This window comes from Streptomyces sp. NPDC048604 (assembly GCF_043199435.1).
Taxonomy (GTDB): Bacteria; Actinomycetota; Actinomycetes; order Streptomycetales; family Streptomycetaceae; genus Streptomyces.
Window position 1 is genome coordinate 182,498 of sequence record NZ_JBICVX010000007.1, and the last position, 18,981, is coordinate 201,478.

The 18,981-nt window shown below is 72.5% G+C and carries 15 protein-coding genes; 7 read left to right on the forward strand and 8 right to left on the reverse strand.

From position 1 onward, the window contains the following. Window positions 1–32: 32 nt before the first annotated feature. The 3 genes from ACGFMM_RS17005 to ACGFMM_RS17015 all read right to left on the reverse strand — a co-directional run bounded on the left by ACGFMM_RS17005 (window position 33) and on the right by ACGFMM_RS17015 (window position 2,939). Entirely contained in the window at window positions 33–1,313 is a 1,281-nt protein-coding gene (locus ACGFMM_RS17005) for an MFS transporter (RefSeq protein WP_393647271.1), read from the reverse strand. 129 nt (window positions 1,314–1,442) lie between these two features. Next, complete coding sequence (locus ACGFMM_RS17010; protein ID WP_393647120.1) at window positions 1,443–1,991, reverse strand: methylated-DNA--[protein]-cysteine S-methyltransferase; 549 nt, start codon at window positions 1,989–1,991, stop codon at window positions 1,443–1,445. Window positions 1,992–2,042: 51 nt separating this feature from the next. Beyond that, a complete protein-coding gene (locus ACGFMM_RS17015) occupies window positions 2,043–2,939 on the reverse strand; it encodes a glycerophosphodiester phosphodiesterase (protein ID WP_393647121.1) in 897 nt (298 codons plus the stop codon). A gap of 331 nt (window positions 2,940–3,270) precedes the next feature. On the opposite strand from ACGFMM_RS17015, the gene ACGFMM_RS17020 reads away from it, so the two are divergent. The 5 genes from ACGFMM_RS17020 to ACGFMM_RS17040 all read left to right on the forward strand — a co-directional run bounded on the left by ACGFMM_RS17020 (window position 3,271) and on the right by ACGFMM_RS17040 (window position 10,491). Further along, entirely contained in the window at window positions 3,271–4,149 is an 879-nt protein-coding gene (locus ACGFMM_RS17020; RefSeq protein WP_393647122.1) for an MHYT domain-containing protein, read from the forward strand. A gap of 81 nt (window positions 4,150–4,230) precedes the next feature. Then, on the forward strand, window positions 4,231–6,366 hold the full coding sequence (gene uvrB, locus ACGFMM_RS17025) for an excinuclease ABC subunit UvrB (protein ID WP_393647123.1): 2,136 nt from the start codon (window positions 4,231–4,233) through the stop codon (window positions 6,364–6,366). 165 nt (window positions 6,367–6,531) lie between these two features. Next, entirely contained in the window at window positions 6,532–7,110 is a 579-nt protein-coding gene (locus ACGFMM_RS17030) for a TerD family protein (RefSeq protein ID WP_393647124.1), read from the forward strand. A 138-nt stretch (window positions 7,111–7,248) separates the two neighbouring features. Continuing rightward, the gene (locus ACGFMM_RS17035) at window positions 7,249–9,216 is read left to right on the forward strand and encodes a TerD family protein (protein ID WP_393647125.1); all 1,968 of its coding nucleotides are present in this window, start codon (window positions 7,249–7,251) and stop codon (window positions 9,214–9,216) included. Window positions 9,217–9,435: 219 nt separating this feature from the next. Then, entirely contained in the window at window positions 9,436–10,491 is a 1,056-nt protein-coding gene (locus ACGFMM_RS17040; protein WP_393647272.1) for a TerC family protein, read from the forward strand. Window positions 10,492–10,525: 34 nt separating this feature from the next. On the opposite strand, the gene ACGFMM_RS17045 is transcribed toward ACGFMM_RS17040, so the two are convergent. The 3 genes from ACGFMM_RS17045 to ACGFMM_RS17055 form a co-directional block, all read right to left on the reverse strand. Beyond that, window positions 10,526–11,818, reverse strand: a complete 1,293-nt coding sequence (locus ACGFMM_RS17045; protein ID WP_393647273.1) for an MFS transporter — start codon at window positions 11,816–11,818, stop codon at window positions 10,526–10,528. Window positions 11,819–11,970: 152 nt separating this feature from the next. Then, entirely contained in the window at window positions 11,971–12,627 is a 657-nt protein-coding gene (locus tag ACGFMM_RS17050) for an MBL fold metallo-hydrolase (protein ID WP_393647126.1), read from the reverse strand. 9 nt (window positions 12,628–12,636) lie between these two features. Next, window positions 12,637–13,332, reverse strand: a complete 696-nt coding sequence (locus ACGFMM_RS17055) for a maleylpyruvate isomerase family mycothiol-dependent enzyme (RefSeq protein WP_393647127.1) — start codon at window positions 13,330–13,332, stop codon at window positions 12,637–12,639. Window positions 13,333–13,488: 156 nt separating this feature from the next. Here ACGFMM_RS17055 and uvrA point away from each other — a divergent pair, with 156 nt between their 5' ends. After that, window positions 13,489–16,506, forward strand: a complete 3,018-nt coding sequence (gene uvrA, locus ACGFMM_RS17060) for an excinuclease ABC subunit UvrA (protein ID WP_393647128.1) — start codon at window positions 13,489–13,491, stop codon at window positions 16,504–16,506. A 68-nt stretch (window positions 16,507–16,574) separates the two neighbouring features. Here the strand turns inward: uvrA and ACGFMM_RS17065 are convergent, their stop codons facing one another. Beyond that, on the reverse strand, window positions 16,575–17,498 hold the full coding sequence (locus tag ACGFMM_RS17065) for a carbohydrate kinase (protein WP_393647129.1): 924 nt from the start codon (window positions 17,496–17,498) through the stop codon (window positions 16,575–16,577). Window positions 17,499–17,640: 142 nt separating this feature from the next. Between ACGFMM_RS17065 and ACGFMM_RS17070 the strand changes: the two genes are divergently transcribed. After that, window positions 17,641–18,069 (forward strand): Rieske (2Fe-2S) protein, encoded by a 429-nt coding sequence (locus ACGFMM_RS17070; RefSeq protein ID WP_393647130.1) that lies wholly within the window; start codon window positions 17,641–17,643, stop codon window positions 18,067–18,069. A 78-nt stretch (window positions 18,070–18,147) separates the two neighbouring features. Here the strand turns inward: ACGFMM_RS17070 and ACGFMM_RS17075 are convergent, their stop codons facing one another. Continuing rightward, window positions 18,148–18,915 carry an SDR family NAD(P)-dependent oxidoreductase gene (locus ACGFMM_RS17075; protein WP_393647131.1) on the reverse strand — a complete coding sequence of 256 codons (768 nt, stop codon included), beginning with the start codon at window positions 18,913–18,915 and terminating at the stop codon, window positions 18,148–18,150. Between the last annotated feature and the right edge of the window lie 66 nt (window positions 18,916–18,981).

Below are 18,981 nucleotides of genomic sequence, written 5' to 3' on the forward strand. Positions count from 1 at the left end.
GCTGCGTCGGGGGCCCTCCCCGGCCCGCTGCCTCAGGCGTCCTTCGAGGCGGTCCTCCGGGTCGCGCCGCGCAGGACGAGGGCCGCCATCGGGAGCAGCAGGCACGCCCCGAGGGCGTTCAGCCAGCCGTAGCCGGCCTTGGCCATGATCAGACCCGCCATCAGGCCGCCCAGGCCCGCGGCGGTGTTCATGATGGTGTCCGACAGGCCCTGGACGGCGGCCCGGGCGGCCTGCGGCACCGAGTCGGTCAGCAGCGCCGAGCCCGAGACGAGGCCGGCCGACCAGCCGAGCCCGAGCACGAACAGGCCCGCCGCGGTCTGGGCGTGGCTCGGGCCCGCCGTGCCCGCGAGCATCGCCGCGCCGGCCAGTAGCCCGGCCGAGAGGCCGATCACCGACAGCCGGCCCACCCGGTCCGCCAGCCAGCCCATCACCGGCGAGAACGCGTACATGCCGGCGATGTGCCCGCTGATGACCAGACCGATCAGCTCGATCCCCGCACCGTGGTGACCGAGCGCCACCGGGGTCATCGACATGATCGACACCATCGTCGCGTGCGAGGCCGCCACGGTGACCAGGGCGAGGCGCGCCCGGGAGGACTCCCGTACGGCCTTCAGGCCGGCCTTGAGCGAGCGCTCCTCCTCCGCCGCCGCGCCCTCCGTCGCCCCGGCGAGGGAACGCGCGGTCAGGAGCGGGTCGGGGCGCAGCAGCACCGAGACCATGACGGCGGCCAGCAGGAAGACCACCGCGGCCCACAGGAACGGCCCGGCCGCCATGGGGATGCCGAGTCCGGCGACACTCTTCCCGGCCGGGGCGGCGATGTTCGGCCCGAGCACCGCGCCGATCGTCGTCGCCCACACCACCGTGGAGATCGCCCGGGCGCGCCGCTCCGGCTCCGCCAGATCGGCCGCCGCGAAGCGCGCCTGGAGGTTCGCCGAGGACGCCCCGCCGAAGCCCACCATGCCCGCCAGGAGCAGCGGGAAGCTGCCCAGGGCCGCGCCCAGCACCACCACGCCCGCGCCGGCCGCGCCGACCAGATACGCGAGCGTCAGCCCGGCCCGCCGCCCCCGCGCGTTCATCAGCGAGGCCAGCGGCATCGCGAGCAGCGCCGGCCCGGCGACCGTGGCCGTGGACGCGACCCCGGCCAGCGCCTCCGTGCCGCTGACCTCCTTGGCCAGCAGCGCGGCGAGCGCGACGCCGATGGCGATCCCGAGGCCGCCGAGGATCTGGCTGGCGATCAGGACGGCGTGCACCCTCCGGCGCAGGGCCGGCAGTTCCTCGGGCGTGACGGGCCGGGGCTTCGCGCCCCCGGGTATGTCCGCGGGAGCGGCGGTGTCAGTGGCATCAGGCGTGTTGGTCACTGACGCAGTGTGCCAGCCGGGCGACGGCGAGGGAATGCCTACCCCGTAGGGGTATTCGCTCGATGCGTCCTCCGCCGGCCCGGTTCAGAACAGCGGCTGCGGCAGTACGCCCTCCAGCGCCAGAAGCCGCCGCTTGGTCTCCAGGCCGCCCCCGAAGCCGCCGAGGCCCCCGTCGCTCTCCACCACCCGGTGGCACGGCACCACCACCGGGAGGGGGTTGCTGCCCATCGCCGCCCCGACCGCCTGCGCGGCGCCCGGCTGCCCGACGCGCTCCGCGAGCTCCCCGTAGCCCACGACCGTGCCGTACGGCACCCCCGACGCCAGCTCGCGCAGCACTTGACGGTTGAAGCCGGTCGTCAGCGACCAGTCCAGCGGCAGGTCGAAGGTCTTCAGCTCGCCCTCGAAGTACGCGGCGAGCCGGCGTATCGGCTCCGCGAGCCGGCCCGTCGCCGATTCGACCGGCTCCGCGCCGAGCCGGGCCCCCAGCCGGGCCGGCAGCCGCTCCCGCACCGAGGCGTCGGCGTGGAAGGCGACGCTCACCAGCCCCTGCCCGGTCGCGGCCAGCAGCAGCGGGCCGATGTCGCTGGGCACGACCGTCCACTCCACACGCGGCGACTGCACTTCGCTGTCCATGCCGACCACCGTACGACCGGCCACTGACAGCCCGCGCGGACCCGCCCCGGCTCAGCCCCCGGCGACGGCGTCCGCGACCACGTCCGGGCGGTCGGTGATGATCCCGTCCACGCCGGCGGCGGCCACCCGCCGCGCGCCCGCCGCGTCGTTCACCGTCCATGTGGTGACCCGCAGCGGCACGCCGTGCGGGCCCTTGAGGGCCTGCACGGCGGCCACGTAGTCGGCGGTGACCGTGGCGTGGGAGGGATTGATCTGGTCGGCGAAGGCGGCGTACGCGGGCAGGTCGGCCATGGCGGGCGTGCCCAGGAAGCCGGTGACGACGTCCGGCCGCTGCGCGTGGACCGCCTTCAGCGCGGCCGCCCCGAAGCTCTGCACGACCAGCCCGTACCGCACGTGCCGCCGTTCCAGCCAGCCCTCCTGGCCCAGGACGCGCAGCGTGTCCGCCTCGATCCCCGGGTACAGCTCCGGATTCTTGATCTCCAGGAGCAGCTTCTGGCCGTTGGCGTCCACCCGGTGCAGGTACTCGCGCAGGGTGGGCACCCGCGCGCCCGCCCAGCGCCCGCCGAACCAGCTGCCCGCGTCCAGTGTGGCGATCTCGGCCGCCGTGAAGTCCCGCACGCGCCAGGGCGCCCGGCCCGGGTAGCGCTGCTCGACGTCCGTGGTGCGGGCCAGGGTGTCGTCGTGGACGACGACCAGCTCGCCGTCCCTGCTGCGCTGGACGTCGTTCTCCACCCACTCGGAGCCCAGTTCCCGGGCCAGGTCGACCGCGGCGAGGGTGTTCTCCGGGGCGTACGCGGAGGCGCCGCGGTGGGCGATCACCAGGGGCAGGACGCGCGCGCTCTGCACGGCGGGGCGGGTCGCGGAGTGTCCGGGGGCCAGCAGGGCGCCGACGCCCAGCAGCGCGGCGGCGGCCGTGGCGGCGGTCGGGGCGACGGGACGTGCGGACATGACGGCTCCTCGCGTCGGTCGGGCGCGGCGGTCAGTACAAGTCGGGCGGCAGCGGAGGGGCTGCAGAGGGACGGCGGTAGAGACGGCGGAGGTTGAACAGCGGACGAAAATGAGCCTGGCAGACCATCGGCAACACAGGGCGGGCGGAGCCTGGCCGGAACATGAACGGAACCGCCCAGACCGCATCAGGACGCAGTCTCGGCCCAGGTGAATCCCCCCGCACATGTTTGCCGGCCGCAATGAGCGCCATAATCTCGCCCGGGCAGGGGGACGCAGCCGGTCCGGCGGTTTTCGGCCGTTGGGCCGTTCAGGGGTGGGAGGACACACACTCATGCAGGGCACGGTCGACGGATTCAGCTATGGCCTCGTCACGCCCGTGGCCGCCTTTCTCATGGCGTGCCTCGGAGGAGCCCTGGGGCTGCGCTGCACCACCAGATCCCTGCGTAACGGCGACAGCTTCAAGGCCGGCTGGCTGGCCCTCGGGGCCACCTCCATAGGGACCGGCATCTGGACCATGCACTTCATCGCGATGATGGGCTTCTCCGTGCGGCGCGTCCCGATCGGCTACGACCGCCCGATCACCTTCGCCAGCCTCGCCGTCGCCATCGTCATGGTCGGCATCGGCATCTTCATCGTCGGCTACCGGGGCGCCACCGCGCTCGCTCTGGTCACCGGCGGCACGATCACCGGCCTCGGCGTCGCCACCATGCACTACCTGGGCATGGCCGGAATGCGGTTCCAGGGGCGGGTGGAGTACGACACCCTCACCGTTGCCCTGTCCGTGCTGATCGCCGTCGTCGCGGCCACCACCGCCCTGTGGGCCGCGGTCTCCGTGCACGGCTTCGCAGCCAGCCTCGGCGCCAGCCTGGTCATGGGGCTCGCGGTCAGCGGCATGCACTACACCGCCATGGCCGCCGTCCGCGTCCACGTGCACGGCTCCCCGCCGCCCGGCACCGGCGACACCGCGGCCTCGCTGCTGCTGCCCATGCTGATCGGCCCCGCGGTCTTCCTGGTCCTTGCCGCGGTCGTGGTGATGTTCGACCCGCTCCTCGTCATGGGCGAGCCCGACTGGCAGAAGCCCTCCGGCCGCCCCACTCCGCCCCGGCCCAAGATCCCCGCCCCCGCCTACGGCGAGCCCGCCGGCCGGACCTCCCGCCGGCCCTCCGCCCGCACGGCGCGCCGCGACGGACACCACCCCCAGGACTGGTGACCCCGGGCCCAGGACCCGGTGGCGCCGGGGCAGCGGGCCGATCCGCGCCCGGCTGTCAGTGGCGGGTCGTACGGTGGGTGCATGCGGCCCGTTTCCCAGATCGAACGCACGGTGGCGCCCTTCGAGGTCGTCAGCCCCTTCAAGCCCAGTGGCGACCAGCCCACGGCCATCGACGACCTCGAGCGGCGCATCCGCGCCGGTGAGAAGGACGTCGTGCTGCTCGGGGCCACCGGCACCGGCAAGTCGGCGACCACCGCCTGGATGATCGAGCGCCTCCAGCGCCCGACGCTCGTCATGGCGCCGAACAAGACGCTTGCCGCCCAGCTGGCGAACGAGTTCCGCGAGCTCCTGCCGAACAACGCGGTCGAGTACTTCGTCTCGTACTACGACTACTACCAGCCCGAGGCGTACGTCCCGCAGTCGGACACCTACATCGAGAAGGACTCCTCGATCAACGAGGAGGTCGAGCGGCTGCGCCACTCCGCGACGAACTCGCTGCTCACCCGGCGCGACGTGGTCGTGGTCGCCTCCGTCTCCTGCATCTACGGCCTCGGCACCCCGCAGGAGTACGTGGACCGGATGGTCCGGCTCAAGGTCGGCGAGGAGCTCGACCGGGACCAGCTGCTGCGCCGCTTCGTCGACATCCAGTACACCCGCAACGACCACGCCTTCACCCGTGGCACCTTCCGGGTCCGGGGCGACACCATCGAGATCTTCCCGGTCTACGAGGAGCTCGCCGTCCGCATCGAGATGTTCGGCGACGAGATCGAGGCGCTGTCCACCCTCCACCCGCTCACCGGCGAGGTCATCAGCGACGACAGCGAGCTGTACGTGTTCCCCGCCAGCCACTACGTGGCCGGACCGGAGCGCATGGAGCGGGCGATCAACGACATCGAGCGCGAGCTGGAGCAGCGGCTCGCCGAGCTCGACAAGCAGGGCAAGCTCCTCGAGTCCCAGCGGCTGCGCATGCGCACCACCTACGACATCGAGATGATGCGTCAGATCGGCTCCTGCTCCGGCATCGAGAACTACTCGATGCACTTCGACGGCCGCGAGCCCGGCTCCGCGCCCAACACCCTCCTGGACTACTTCCCCGAGGACTTCCTGCTCGTCATCGACGAGTCCCACGTCACCGTGCCGCAGATCGGCGCGATGCACGAAGGCGACGCCTCCCGCAAGCGGACCCTCGTCGACCACGGCTTCCGGCTGCCCTCCGCGCTCGACAACCGCCCGCTGAAGTGGGAGGAGTTCCAGGAGCGGATCGGCCAGACCGTGTACCTGTCGGCCACCCCCGGCACATACGAACTCTCCCGCGGCCACGGCTTCGTCGAGCAGATCATCCGCCCCACCGGCCTCGTCGACCCCGAGGTCGTCGTCAAGCCCACCGAGGGCCAGATCGACGACCTGGTGCACGAGATCCGGCTGCGCACCGAGCGGGACGAGCGGGTGCTGGTCACGACCCTCACCAAGAAGATGGCCGAGGACCTCACCGACTACTTCCTGGAGCTCGGCATCCAGGTCCGCTACCTGCACAGCGACGTCGACACCCTGCGCCGCGTCGAGCTGCTGCGCGAGCTGCGGGCCGGCGAGTACGACGTCCTCGTCGGCATCAACCTGCTCCGTGAGGGCCTCGACCTGCCCGAGGTCTCCCTGGTCGCCATCCTCGACGCCGACAAGCAGGGCTTCCTGCGGTCGGGCACCTCGCTGATCCAGACCATCGGCCGCGCGGCCCGCAACGTCTCCGGCCAGGTCCACATGTACGCGGACACGATCACCCCGGCGATGGACAAGGCGATCGACGAGACCAACCGCCGCCGCGCCAAGCAGATCGCGTACAACGAGGCGCACGGCATCGACCCGCAGCCGCTGCGCAAGAAGATCAACGACATCGTCGCGACCATCGCCCGCGAGGAGGTCGACACCGAGGAGCTCCTCGGGACGGGCTACCGCAGGAACAAGGACGGCAAGGCCGCCAAGGCCCCGGTGCCCTCGCTCGCGGCACACACGCCGCAGAAGGCCAAGGCGGGCGCCAAGGGCGGCACCCTCGACCTCGGCGAGCGTCCCGTCGCCGAACTGTCCGCGCTCATCGAGGAGATGACGGAGCGGATGCGGGCCGCCGCCGCGGAGCTGCAGTTCGAGATCGCCGCCCGGCTCCGCGACGAGGTGGGGGAGTTGAAGAAGGAGTTGCGCCAGATGAAGGAGGCGGGACTCGCCTGACCGTTCCACCCGCCCGGCGCGTGCGGTGTGTTGCAAGACCGACACAAAAACGGCCCTAACTGCTGCGGTGTCAGTGCCCCTGCGTAGGGTGCTGACAACCGCATGCGGAAGGCTGCCGCGGGGGCGGCGCACGTACGGCGGAAACGCAACGAGAGGGGACAGCGCGTGACGGTCAACATGACCAAGGGGCAGGCCATCAACCTGGAGAAGAGGGACGGGGGCAGCCTCAGCTCGGTGCGGATGGGCCTCGGCTGGCAGGCCGCGCCGCGTCGCGGGCTGTTCGGCTCGCGCACCCGGGAGATCGACCTGGACGCCTCGGCGGTCCTCTTCGCCGACAAGCAGCCGGTGGACGTGGTCTTCTTCCGTCACCTCATCAGCGAGGACGGCTCGGTCCGGCACACCGGCGACAACCTGGTCGGCGGCGCTGGCCAGGGCGGGGACGACGAGGCCATTCTCGTCGACCTGCAGCGGGTGCCGGTCCACATCGACCAGATCGTCTTCACGGTGAACTCCTTCACCGGCCAGACGTTCCAGGAGGTGCAGAACGCCTTCTGCCGCATCGTCGACGAGACGAACGGCCAGGAGCTCGCCCGCTACACCCTGGACGGCGGCGGCCAGTACACCGCCCAGATCATGGCCAAGGTCCACCGGGCCGGCAGCGGCTGGCAGATGACGGCCCTGGGCAACCCGGCCAACGGCCGTACCTTCCAGGACCTGATGCCGGCGATCCTGCCGCACCTGTAAGCAGGACGGCAGTCGTATGAAACAGCTCCCGGAGGCAGCGGCCCCCGGGAGCTGTCCCGCATGGCCTCCCTGCACCACCCAGGGCACATCCGAGCATCCGAGCACATCCGAACCACAGCTTCGAGGGGACACACGCCGATGACGGCCGAGCTGGTCCGGGGGCAGAACCACCCCTTGCCCGACACCCGACTGGAGATCCGCGTGTCGGCCGGTCACCCCGTCGTCGCCGGCGCCACGCTCGCCGACGAGGGCGGCCGCGTGGCCGGCGTCGAGTGGATCGCCCACCCCGGCTCCCCGTCGCTGCCCGGCGTGGAGGTCTCCCAGCAGGCAGCCGCCGACCACCGCCTCGCGGTGGACCTGGAGGCGATCCCCGCCTCGGTGCACCGCGTCTCGCTGCTGCTCGCGCTGCCCGTCGGCGTCGGCGGCCCGGGCCGCTTCGGCGCCCTCGCCGCGCCGTTCGTCGCCGTCACCGGTCTCGACGGCGCCGAGGTCGCCAGCTACACCATCACCGGACTCGACGCCGAGTCCGCGGTCTACGCCCTGGAGCTGTACCGCCGCCAGGGCGCGTGGAAGGTCCGCGCCGTCGGCCAGGGCTACGAGGGCGGCCTCGCGGCCATGCTCGCCGACCAGGGCCTGGCGGGCTCGGCCGAACTGGCCGGCACGATCCTGGACGCGGTCGCCCGCGGCCTCGCCCGCTCGGTGTCCGCCCCGCCGCCGCGCGTCCCCGAGGCCGAGCGGGTCCGCCACTCGACGCCCGCCGCCGCGCCGGACCCGACGTCCGGCGGCCGGCCCGCGGCCCCGCCGCCCCCCGCGCCCGCGTCGCCGCCGCCCGCACCCGCCGACCCGCCCGCCCAGGGCCCCGCGGGCGGCACCGGCGCCGGCGGCCCCATCGACTACGCGCACCCGCGCCGCCGGCCCGCCGCCCCGGCCCCGCAGCCCGCGAACCCGCCCGCCGGTTCGCCGCAGGGCCCTCGGGTCCCCGTCGCCGGCGACGCCAACGGCTGGTCCATGGAGGAGCGGCTCTACAACCAGGTCTGGGGCATGTTCGAGGACCTGGCCCGCACCACCGCCGCGTACCGCAGCGCCTGCGACTTCGCCGAGTCCCGGATGGACCAGGAGCTCGACCGCGTCCTGTCCGACCCGCGCAGCCGCATCGGCGGCCAGGGCGACGCCGCCCGCGCCGAGGCCCGCACCAAGCACGACGAGCTGACCGGCCGGGCCCGCGAGGTCCTGGACCGCGACCTCGCCCAGCTGGCCGCCGAGTCCGCGGTCGTGGAGCCCGCGCTGCCGGCCGCCTTCGCCGGCTGGGACAACCCGGTCTGGCACGCGTACCGCGTCCCGATGGAGATCCCCATGGCCCTGCGCCTGGGCGATCTGCACCTGCCGGAGCAGACCGATCTGCGCATCCCCATGCTCGTGCGGCTGCCGCTGGAGCGGGGCCTGTGGGTGGACAGCGGCCGCGGCCGCTCGGAGGCGGCCAACCTGCTCGACGAGGGCACGCTGCGCCGGCTCGCCCTGGACACCGCCGTCGCGCTCGCCTCCCGGCTGCTCGCCGTCTACCCGGCCGGCGACTTCACCGTCCACGTCGTCGACGCGGCGGGCTCCGGAGCCGCCTCGCTCGCCCCGCTCGTCGAGACCGGCGTGCTCGCCACCCCGCCCGCCTCCGGTCCGGCCGGCGTCTCCGCCGTCCTCGCCCAGCTGACCGACCGCGTGGACCTGCTGCAGATGGCCGCACGGGCCGGCGCGGCCGACGCGCTGCCGCCCGGTCTGGTCCCGGGCGAGCAGCTGCTGATCGTCCACGACTTCCCGCACGGCTTCGACGACCGTGCGGTCACCCAGCTGCGCTATCTCGCCGACGAGGGCCCGTCCGTCGGCGTGCACCTGATGATGGTGGCCGACCGGGACGAGGCCAGCGCCTACGGTCCGCTGCTCGACCCCATGTGGCGCAAGCTGCTCCGGCTCTCCCCGGTCGCGGACGACCACCTCGCCGACCCGTGGGTCGGCCATGCCTGGACGTACGAGCCCCCGCTGGTGCCTGAAGGCAGCCGGATCCTGTGGCAGGTGCTTGACCAAGTCGCCCACGCCCGACGGGAATGGGGGCGCTGACCTGGCCTCTTGGCAGCCCTTTACCCTTCCCTTTACCTTCCCTTGGTCTTTCGGGTAACCTTCCGGGAGCGGAGGGGAGTACTCCCCGTGTGCGGCGTTCCCGTCAATACGGACCGATGACCTGAATCGGTCCCGGGGCGCCGGCCCGGAATCACCCGGGTGGAAGAGACCTCCGGCAGCGACGACGCTGATGACGAGCCGTACGACGCCGGAGGCGCAGTGGACGTATCCCCGACCCTTTGGGCAGTGACCATTCTCGGTCTCGCCGCCCTGATCGCGATCGACTTCTTCATCGGGCGCAAGCCCCATGACGTGTCGGTCAAGGAAGCCGGAATCTGGACGGTCGTGTGGATCGTCCTGGCCGCGCTGTTCGGCCTGGGCCTTTGGGCCTTCGGCGGCAGCCAGCCGGCCGGCGAGTTCTTCGCCGGCTACATCACCGAGAAGTCGCTGAGCGTCGACAACCTCTTCGTCTTCGTCCTGATCATGGCGAAGTTCGCGGTGCCGTCCCACCTCCAGCAGCGCGTACTGCTGGTCGGCGTGATCATCGCCCTGGTCCTGCGCGCGATCTTCATCGCCGCCGGCGCGGCGATCATCGCCAGCTTCTCCTGGGTGTTCTACATCTTCGGCGCGTTCCTGATCTACACCGCCTGGAAGCTCGTCCAGGAGGCCCGCAAGGGCGACGAGGAGGACGACTGGGAGGAGAACCGCCTGCTCAAGTCGATCGAGAAGAAGTTCGGCGTCGCCGACCGGTACCACGGCACCAAGCTGTTCATCCAGGTCAACGGCAAGCGGGTGCTGACCCCGCTGATGGTGGTCATGCTCGCCATCGGCACCACCGACCTTCTCTTCGCGCTCGACTCGATCCCGGCGATCTTCGGCCTGACCCAGGACCCGTACATCGTCTTCACCGCCAACGCCTTCGCCCTGATGGGTCTGCGTCAGCTGTACTTCCTGATCGGCGGCCTGCTGAAGAAGCTGGTCCACCTCAGCTACGGCCTGTCGGTGATCCTCGGCTTCATCGGCGTCAAGCTGGTGTTGCACGCCCTGCACGAGTCCGGGGTGCACGTCCCGGAGATCTCCATCCCGTTCTCGCTCGCCTTCATCGGCGGCGTCCTGGTCATCACGACGATCACCAGCCTGATCGCCTCGAAGAAGCAGGAGAAGCTGGAGAAGCAGGCGGAGCTGGAGAACCAGAAGAACCAGCAGACTCCGGAGAACCAGGATTCTCAGGCGGCCGAGGGGGACCAGACCCCGAAGGCCGGCGTCGACGCCTGACCGCACGCCACCCCCAGGAGCCCGCACCGGCCGATCAGGCCGGTGCGGGCTCCGGTGCGTCCTCCGTCTTCTCGGCGGCGGGCAGGGTCTCCGGCAGCAGCGCGAAGCAGCCCAGGCTCAGCAGCGCCACCAGCGTCAGATAGCCCGCCACCGCCCACGGCGGCCCCGAGCCCGCACGTTCCGCCACCGCCGTCGCCACGATCGGCGTCAGCGCCCCGCCGAGCACCCCCGCCAGGTTGTAGCCGACCGCCGCTCCGGTGCAGCGCACCCGCGGCTCGTACAGCTCCGGCAGATACGCGGCGACCACCGCGAACATCGTGATGAACGCGAGCATGGAGCCCAGGAAGCCCAGGAACATCAGCAGCGGCTGCGCGGTGTGCAGCAGCCCCACCATCGGGAACGCCCACACCGCCGAGGCCGCGCACCCCGCCAGGCACAACGGCCGCCGCCCGTACCGGTCGCCCAGCATCGCCGCGAACGGCGTCACCGCGCCCTTGACCGCCACCGCCGCCATGATGCAGCCCAGCATCACCGTGCGGCTCACCCCGAGCCGCTCCGTGCCGTACGCCAGCGCCCATGTCGAGACCGTGTAGAACACCGCGTACCCGACGGCCAGCGCCCCGGCCGTCAGCAGCACCAGCCGCCAGTGCCCGCGCGCCACCTCCGCCAGCGGCGCGCTCGCCCGCTTCCCGGCCTGCGCCAGCTCCGTGAACTGTGGGGTCTCCGCCAGCGAGGAGCGCAGCAGCAGCCCGCCCGCCGCGAGCAGCCCCGCCGCCCAGAACGGCACCCGCCAGCCCCACGAGCGGAACTGCTCGTCGCTCAGGGCGGCCGACAGGGCCAGCATCACCCCGTTCGCCAGCAGGAAGCCCACGGCCGGACCGATCTGCGGGAAGCTCGCCCAAAGGCCGCGCCGCTTCGCCGGAGCGTGCTCGGCCGTCAGCAGCACCGCCCCGCCCCACTCCCCGCCGAGCCCCAGGCCCTGCAGGAAGCGCAGCACCAGCAGCAGCGCCGGGGCGGCGATGCCGATCGAGGCGTACGAGGGGACGCAGCCGACCGCGACCGTGGCGCAGCCGGTCAGCAGCAGCGAGGCGAACATGACCGGCCGCCGCCCGTACCGGTCGCCGATGTGCCCGAACAGGGCGGACCCGATCGGCCGGGAGAGGAAGCCGACCGCGAAGGTGCCCAGCGCGGCCAGGGTGCCGGCCAGCGGCGAGAAGGTGGGGAAGAACAGGGGGCCGAGCACCAGCGCGGCCGCCGTGCCGTAGACGAAGAAGTCGTAGAACTCGACGGCCGTGCCGGCGAGCGAGGCGGCGGCGAGCCGCCCCATGGAGGGCGCGCCCGGCGGCGCCGTGGCGGGGGGAGAGGAGTGCATGCCGCGCCAACTACCCGGGCCGCTCCCCGGTTACGGGGGCGTACGGAAGCGCGCGGCGCCGGGCCGCGCGCTCCCTTTCGTCCGGGGCGCTCCCCGTCGCCGGAGGGCTACCAGCCGCGCTCGTGCCACTCCGGGAGCTTCGGCCGCTCGTCGCCGAGCGTGGTGTCGTTGCCGTGGCCCGGGTACACCCAGGTCTCGTCCGGCAGCACGGCGAAGAGCTTGGTCTCGACGTCGTGGATCAGGCTCGCGAACGCCTCCGGGTCCTTCCACGTGTTGCCGACCCCGCCCGGGAACAGGCAGTCGCCGGTGAAGACGTGCGGGTGGCCGTGCGGGTCGTCGTAGACCAGGGCGATCGAGCCGGGCGTGTGCCCGACCAGGTGGCGGGCGGTGAGCTCGACCCGGCCGACGCGGATCGTGTCGCCGTCCTCGACCCGGACGTCGGTGGTGACGGGGATGCCGTCCGCGTCGTGCGCCCCGGCGTACGTCGTGGCGCCGGTGGCGCCGACCACCTCGGCCAGGGCCTGCCAGTGGTCGCCGTGCCGGTGGGTCGTGACGACGGACGCGATGCCGTCGTCGCCGATCAGGGTGAGCAGGGTCCGCGGCTCGGCGGCCGCGTCGATGAGCAGCTGCTCGCCGGTCGCCCGGCAGCGCAGCAGATACGCGTTGTTGTCCATCGGACCGACCGCGACCTTCGAGATCATCAGACCCGTCAGCTCGTGCACGTCCGCGGGTCCGCCGACCTTCACCGCTCCGCTGTACGTCATGGAATCAGCCTATAGCGGGGGGAGCTCGGGGAGACCGTCGCCGGAGACGACGCCGAGGTGGGCGCCCTTCTCGCCGCGGCCCGACAGCCAGCCGAGCAGATCGGCGAAGGAGCCCTCCAGGACGACGGGGGCGCCCTCGGTGCCGCCGGTGGTCCAGCTCGGCCCGCCCGTGTAGGACCGGAGCGTCACCGGCGGCACGTCGGAGCGGCCCGACCAGCGGTCGGCGAGGAAGGCGATCTCGCGCTCGGTGAACTCGTCCGGCAGGTCCTCCAGCTCGTACCCGACGCCGAGGTCCACATGGTGCAGGTCCACCTCGACCCAGCGGCGGAAGGGGATGCGGGCGGCGTGGTCGGTGACGCCGTTGCGCAGCTCGACGAGGCGCTCCCAGTCGCCGGGCTCGGTGCCCACGGCCAGGAAGCGTCCGGCGCTCTCGCGCAGGTCGGCGAGGTGGACGTCGAGCGGGCGGCCGGCGTCGCGCTGGATGTCGGCCTCGCGGGTCGCGGCGTCCTTGTACATGGGCAGGCCCCGGAGCACGTTCACGAGGGCGTCGGCGTTGCGGGAGACATGGGCCAGGACGTGGCCGCGGGTCCAGCCGGGGAGCCGTGACGGCTCGGCGAGCGCCGCGTTGTCCAGGGCGGCGGCCGCGTCGATGAGCCGCTGGGTCGCCTCGCGCACGGAGGCCAGGTCGCGTACATGGTCGATCATGGCGCCGACCCTAGCGCTGCCCACTCGTTCGGGTGAAGCAGGCGAAGAGTGCGCGGAAATCGAATGTGCGTGCTATAGGCTCGACGGAAGCATCCGGCATCCTTGGTTGTTGGGTGTTCAGGCACATCCGCTCTCTCAAGAAAGGTGCGGACCGGCGTGGCCGACCGTCTCATCGTTCGTGGCGCTCGCGAGCACAACCTCAAGAACGTCTCGCTCGACCTCCCGCGTGACTCCCTCATCGTCTTCACCGGGCTCTCGGGGTCGGGCAAGTCGTCGCTCGCGTTCGACACGATCTTCGCGGAGGGGCAGCGCCGTTACGTCGAGTCCCTCTCCTCGTACGCCCGGCAGTTCCTCGGCCAGATGGACAAGCCGGACGTCGACTTCATCGAGGGGCTGTCGCCGGCCGTCTCGATCGACCAGAAGTCCACTTCGCGCAACCCCCGCTCGACGGTCGGCACCATCACGGAGGTCTACGACTACCTCCGGCTGCTGTTCGCCCGCATCGGCAAGCCGCACTGCCCCGAGTGCCGCCGCCCCATCTCCCGCCAGTCGCCGCAGGCCATCGTCGACAAGGTCCTGGAGCTGCCCGAGGGCAGCCGCTTCCAGGTGCTCTCCCCGCTGGTCCGCGAGCGCAAGGGCGAGTTCGTCGACCTCTTCGCCGACCTCCAGACCAAGGGCTACAGCCGCGCCCGGGTCGACGGGAAGACGATCCAGCTCAGCGAGCCGCCCACGCTGAAGAAGCAGGAGAAGCACACGATCGAGGTGGTCGTCGACCGCCTCACCGTGAAGGACTCCGCCAAGCGCCGGCTCACCGACTCCGTCGAGACCGCCCTCGGCCTGTCCGGCGGCATGGTCGTGCTCGACTTCGTCGACCTCCCCGAGGACGACCCCGAGCGCGAGCGGATGTACTCGGAGCACCTGTACTGCCCGTACGACGACCTCTCCTTCGAGGAGCTGGAGCCCCGCTCCTTCTCCTTCAACTCGCCCTTCGGCGCCTGCCCGGACTGCACCGGCATCGGCACCCGCATGGAGGTCGACCCCGAGCTGATCGTCCCGGACGAGGAGCGCTCCCTCGACGAGGGCGCCATCCACCCCTGGTCGCACGGCCACACCAAGGAGTACTTCGGCCGGCTCATCGGCGGTCTCGCGCAGGCGCTCAACTTCAGCACCGACATCCCGTACGCCGCCCTCCCGCAGCGGGCCAAGAAGGCCCTGATGCACGGGCACAAGACCCAGGTCGAGGTCCGCTACCGCAACCGGTACGGCCGCGAGCGGGCCTATGTCACCCCCGCCTTCGAGGGCGCGGTCTCCTTCGTCAAGCGGCGCCACAGCGACGCCGAGAGCGACTCCAGCCGCGAGCGCTTCGAGGGCTACATGCGCGAGGTGCCCTGCCCCACCTGTGAGGGCACGCGCCTGAAGCCGATCGTGCTCGCGGTCACGATCATGGACAGGTCCATCGCCGAGGTCGCGGCGATGTCGATCAGCGAGTGCGCCGACTTCCTCGGCGGCATGACCCTGGACGCCCGCGACAAGAAGATCGCCGAGCGGGTGCTGAAGGAGGTCAACGAGCGACTGCGGTTCCTGGTCGACGTCGGCCTGGACTACCTCTCGCTCAACCGCGCCGCCGGCACGCTCTCCGGCGGCGAGGCCCAGCGCATCCGGCTCGCCACCCAGATCGGCTCCGGCCTGGTCGGTGTGCTGTACGTGCTCGACGAGCCGTCCATCGGCCTGCACCAGCGGGACAACCACCGGCTCATCGAGACCCTGGTCCGGCTCCGCGACATGGGCAACACGCTCATCGTCGTCGAGCACGACGAGGACACCATCAAGGTCGCCGACTGGGTCGTCGACATCGGCCCCGGCGCCGGCGAGCACGGCGGCAAGGTCGTCCACTCCGGCCCGCTGAAGGAGCTGCTGGCCAACAAGGAGTCGATGACCGGGCAGTACCTGGCCGGCAAGAAGGCCATCGCCACGCCGGACATCCGGCGGCCGGTGGACCCGACCCGGCAGCTGACCGTGCACGGCGCGCGGGAGAACAACCTGCGGGACATCGACGTGTCGTTCCCGCTCGGCGTGCTCACCGCCGTCACCGGCGTCTCCGGCTCCGGCAAGTCCACCCTGGTCAACGACATCCTCTACACCCACCTGGCGCGCGAGCTGAACGGCGCGAAGTCGGTGCCCGGCCGGCACACCCGGGTCGACGGCGACGACCTCGTCGACAAGGTCGTGCACGTCGACCAGTCGCCCATCGGCCGCACCCCGCGGTCCAACCCGGCGACGTACACGGGCGTCTTCGACCACGTCCGCAAGCTCTTCGCGGAGACGATGGAGGCCAAGGTCCGCGGCTACCTGCCGGGCCGGTTCTCCTTCAACGTCAAGGGCGGCCGCTGCGAGAACTGCTCCGGCGACGGCACCATCAAGATCGAGATGAACTTCCTCCCGGACGTCTACGTCCCGTGCGAGGTCTGCCACGGCGCCCGGTACAACCGGGAGACCCTGGAGGTCCACTACAAGGGCAAGTCCATCGCCGAGGTCCTGGACATGCCGATCGAGGAGGCCCTGGACTTCTTCGAGGCCGTCCCGACCATCGCCCGGCACCTGCGCACGCTCAACGAGGTCGGCCTCGGGTACGTCCGGCTCGGCCAGTCCGCGCCCACGCTCTCCGGCGGCGAGGCGCAGCGCGTCAAGCTCGCCTCCGAGCTGCAGAAGCGCTCCACCGGCCGCACCGTCTACGTGCTCGACGAGCCCACGACCGGTCTGCACTTCGAGGACATCTCGAAGCTGATCAAGGTCCTGTCGGGCCTGGTGGACAAGGGCAACTCGGTGATCGTCATCGAGCACAACCTGGACGTCATCAAGACCGCCGACTGGGTCGTCGACATGGGCCCCGAGGGCGGCAGCGGCGGCGGCCTGGTCATCGCCGAGGGCACCCCGGAGGAGGTCGCCTCGGTGCCGGCCAGCCACACGGGCAAGTTCCTCCGGGAGATCCTGGGCGCGGACCGGATCAGCGACGCGACCGTCCCGGCCGCCCGCAAGGGAGGCTCGGCCGCGAAGAAGACCGTCAACTCGACGGCGGTGAAGAAGGCGGTCCCGGCCAAGAAGACCGCGGCCAAGAAGGCGGTGACCGCCAAGACCGCCGCGAAGAAGACGACCGCACGGGCCCGCAAGGCCTGAGGTCAGGACGGGGCGCGTGGGCGGGGCGTTGGGCCCCTCCGCCCACGCGCCCGTACCGCCCGCCGCCCCTAGAGCGCCGGCGGGGAGCGGAGTTCCGTCGCGTACGGGGGCTCCGCGCCCGGGCGGGTGCACGTCAGCGCGGCCGCCTCGGCGGCGTACCCGAGCACGTCCCGCCAGGCGTCCTCGCCGAGCGCCGCCGGCTCCTGCGGGCTGCGGCCCGCCAGGGCGTGCAGCAGAGCCGCGTTCACCGTGTCGCCCGCGCCGATGGTGTCCGCGACGGCCACCGGCACGCCGGGCACCGAGACGGTCAGCGTGCGCGTGTACACGGTCAGGCCCGCCGCGCCCCGGGTCAGCACCACCGCCGCAGGGCCGGCGGCCAGCCACTCCTGCGGAGCACCGCCGAGCCAGCGCGCGTCGTCCTCGGAGAGCTTCAGCAGCGACACGTACGGCAGCCAGCGCCGGAACCGCGCCCGGTAGGCCGCCGCCTCCGGGATCAGCGCGGCCCGGACGTTCGGGTCGAGCAGGGTCAGCGCCCCGCGCCCCGCCTCCCGCCGCAGCAGCGCCTCGTACGCGCTCGCGCCCGGCTCCAGGGCCAGTGACAGCGTCCCGAAGGACAGCGCCCGCACCGTGTCCGGCAGCCGCTCCGGCAGCGTGAACAGCCGGTCCGCCGTACCCTCCGCGTAGAAGCCGTACCCGGCGGAACCGTCCGCGCCCAGTGTCGCCACGGCCAGCGTCGTCGGCTCCGGACCGCGCTGCACCAGATCGGTCCGCACCCCCGCGGCGTGCAGCCCGTCCATCAGCGCCTCGCCGAAGCCGTCCGTGGAGACCCGCGAACAGAAGGCCACGTCCGCGCCGAGCCGCCCCAGCGCCACCGCCGTGTTGTACGGCCCTCCGCCGCGCCGCGGCACCAGAGGGTCCAGCGGCCCGGGCGGAGCGGCGGCGGTCCCGTCCGGGACCAGGTCGATCAGGGACTCACCGGCGACGACGATCACGTACCGGAACGTAGCCCATCCCTCCCGGCCCGGGACAGCCCGGCCGCCGGCCCCCACAGGCCCGCCGGTATCGTCGGATCGGTCACCGCTGGTGCCCTCTTGCCCCGATCCGCCATGCCCCGATCCTCACCGTGGAGCGCCCATGTCCGGCCAGACCCCCGACCGCCGCACCGTACTGAAGGGGGCCGCCCTCGCCGGCGCCGCCGGGCTCGGCGTCGCGGCCTGCTCCACCGAGTCCAAGCTGGGCCATGCCAAGACCCCCACCCCGACCGCGCCGGTCGACCTCGGCGCGGCCTCGGAGGTCCCGGTCGGCGGCGCGAAGCTCTACCGCGAGCAGCGGCTCCTGGTGCACTGCCCGGCCCAGGGCACGTACCAGGCGTACAGCGCCCAGTGCACCCACGCCGGCTGCGTGCTCGACAAGATCGAGGACAACGAGGGCAACTGCCCCTGCCACGGCAGCCGCTTCGACGTGACCACCGGCAAGGCGCTCAAGGGCCCGGCGACCGTCCCGCTGCCCGCCGTCCCGGTCAAGGTCGTCGACGGAAAGCTGATCGCCGGCCCGGACGCGTAAGCCCGGCCGGCGGCGCCCAAGCCCCGCCGCCGACGCCCAAGCCCCGCCGCCTTCACTGCGCCAGGTACCGCGTCGTCCTCACTGCGCCAGATACCCCCCGTCCACCGGCAGGATCGCCCCCGTCACGAAGCTCGCCTCGTCCGAGGCCAGGAACAGGATCGCGGCGGCGACCTCCTCGGGGGCGCCGAAGCGGCCCATCGGATGGGCGCGGGCCACCTTCTCCAGGTACTCCGGACCGCCCGGCTCGACCCGGGCGGCGGCCACCCGCTCGGTCTCGATGGTGCCGGGGGCCACCGCGTTCACCCGGATCCCGCGCGCCGCCCACTCCACCGCGAGGTGCTTGGTCAGACCGCTCGCGACGAACTTGGCCGGTCCGTAGACCGCCTGGCGGGCCTGGCCGGCCATCCCGGAGACCGACGACGTGCACACGATCGCGCCGCCGCCGTCCTGAGCGGCCATCGCCTCGATCGCGTACTTGCAGGTCAGGAACATGCCCCGGCCGTCGACGGCCATCACCCGGTCCCAGTCGCCGGCGGTCGCCTCCAGCACGTCCAGGAGCGGGATCACCCCCGCGTTGGCGACCAGGACGTCGATCCGGCCCCAGCCCTCCACCGCCGCCGCGACCATCCGCCGCGCGTCCTCCTCCCGCGCCACGTCGCCCACCACGGTCACCACCCGGTCGCGCCCGCCGAACAGCGCGTCCAGGCGCTCCCCGTCCAGGTCCGCCGCGACCACCCGCGCGCCTTCACGGAGGAAGCGCTCCGCCGTCGCCCGTCCGATTCCGCTGGCCGCGCCGGTGATCACGCACGCCCGGTCCGCCAGCCGTCCCGAAGCCTCGTTCGTCATGCCCGGGCAACGAGCGACGGGGTGCCCGGGCAACGTCCGAGGGCGGCCCGGAGTGTCGGCGCCCGC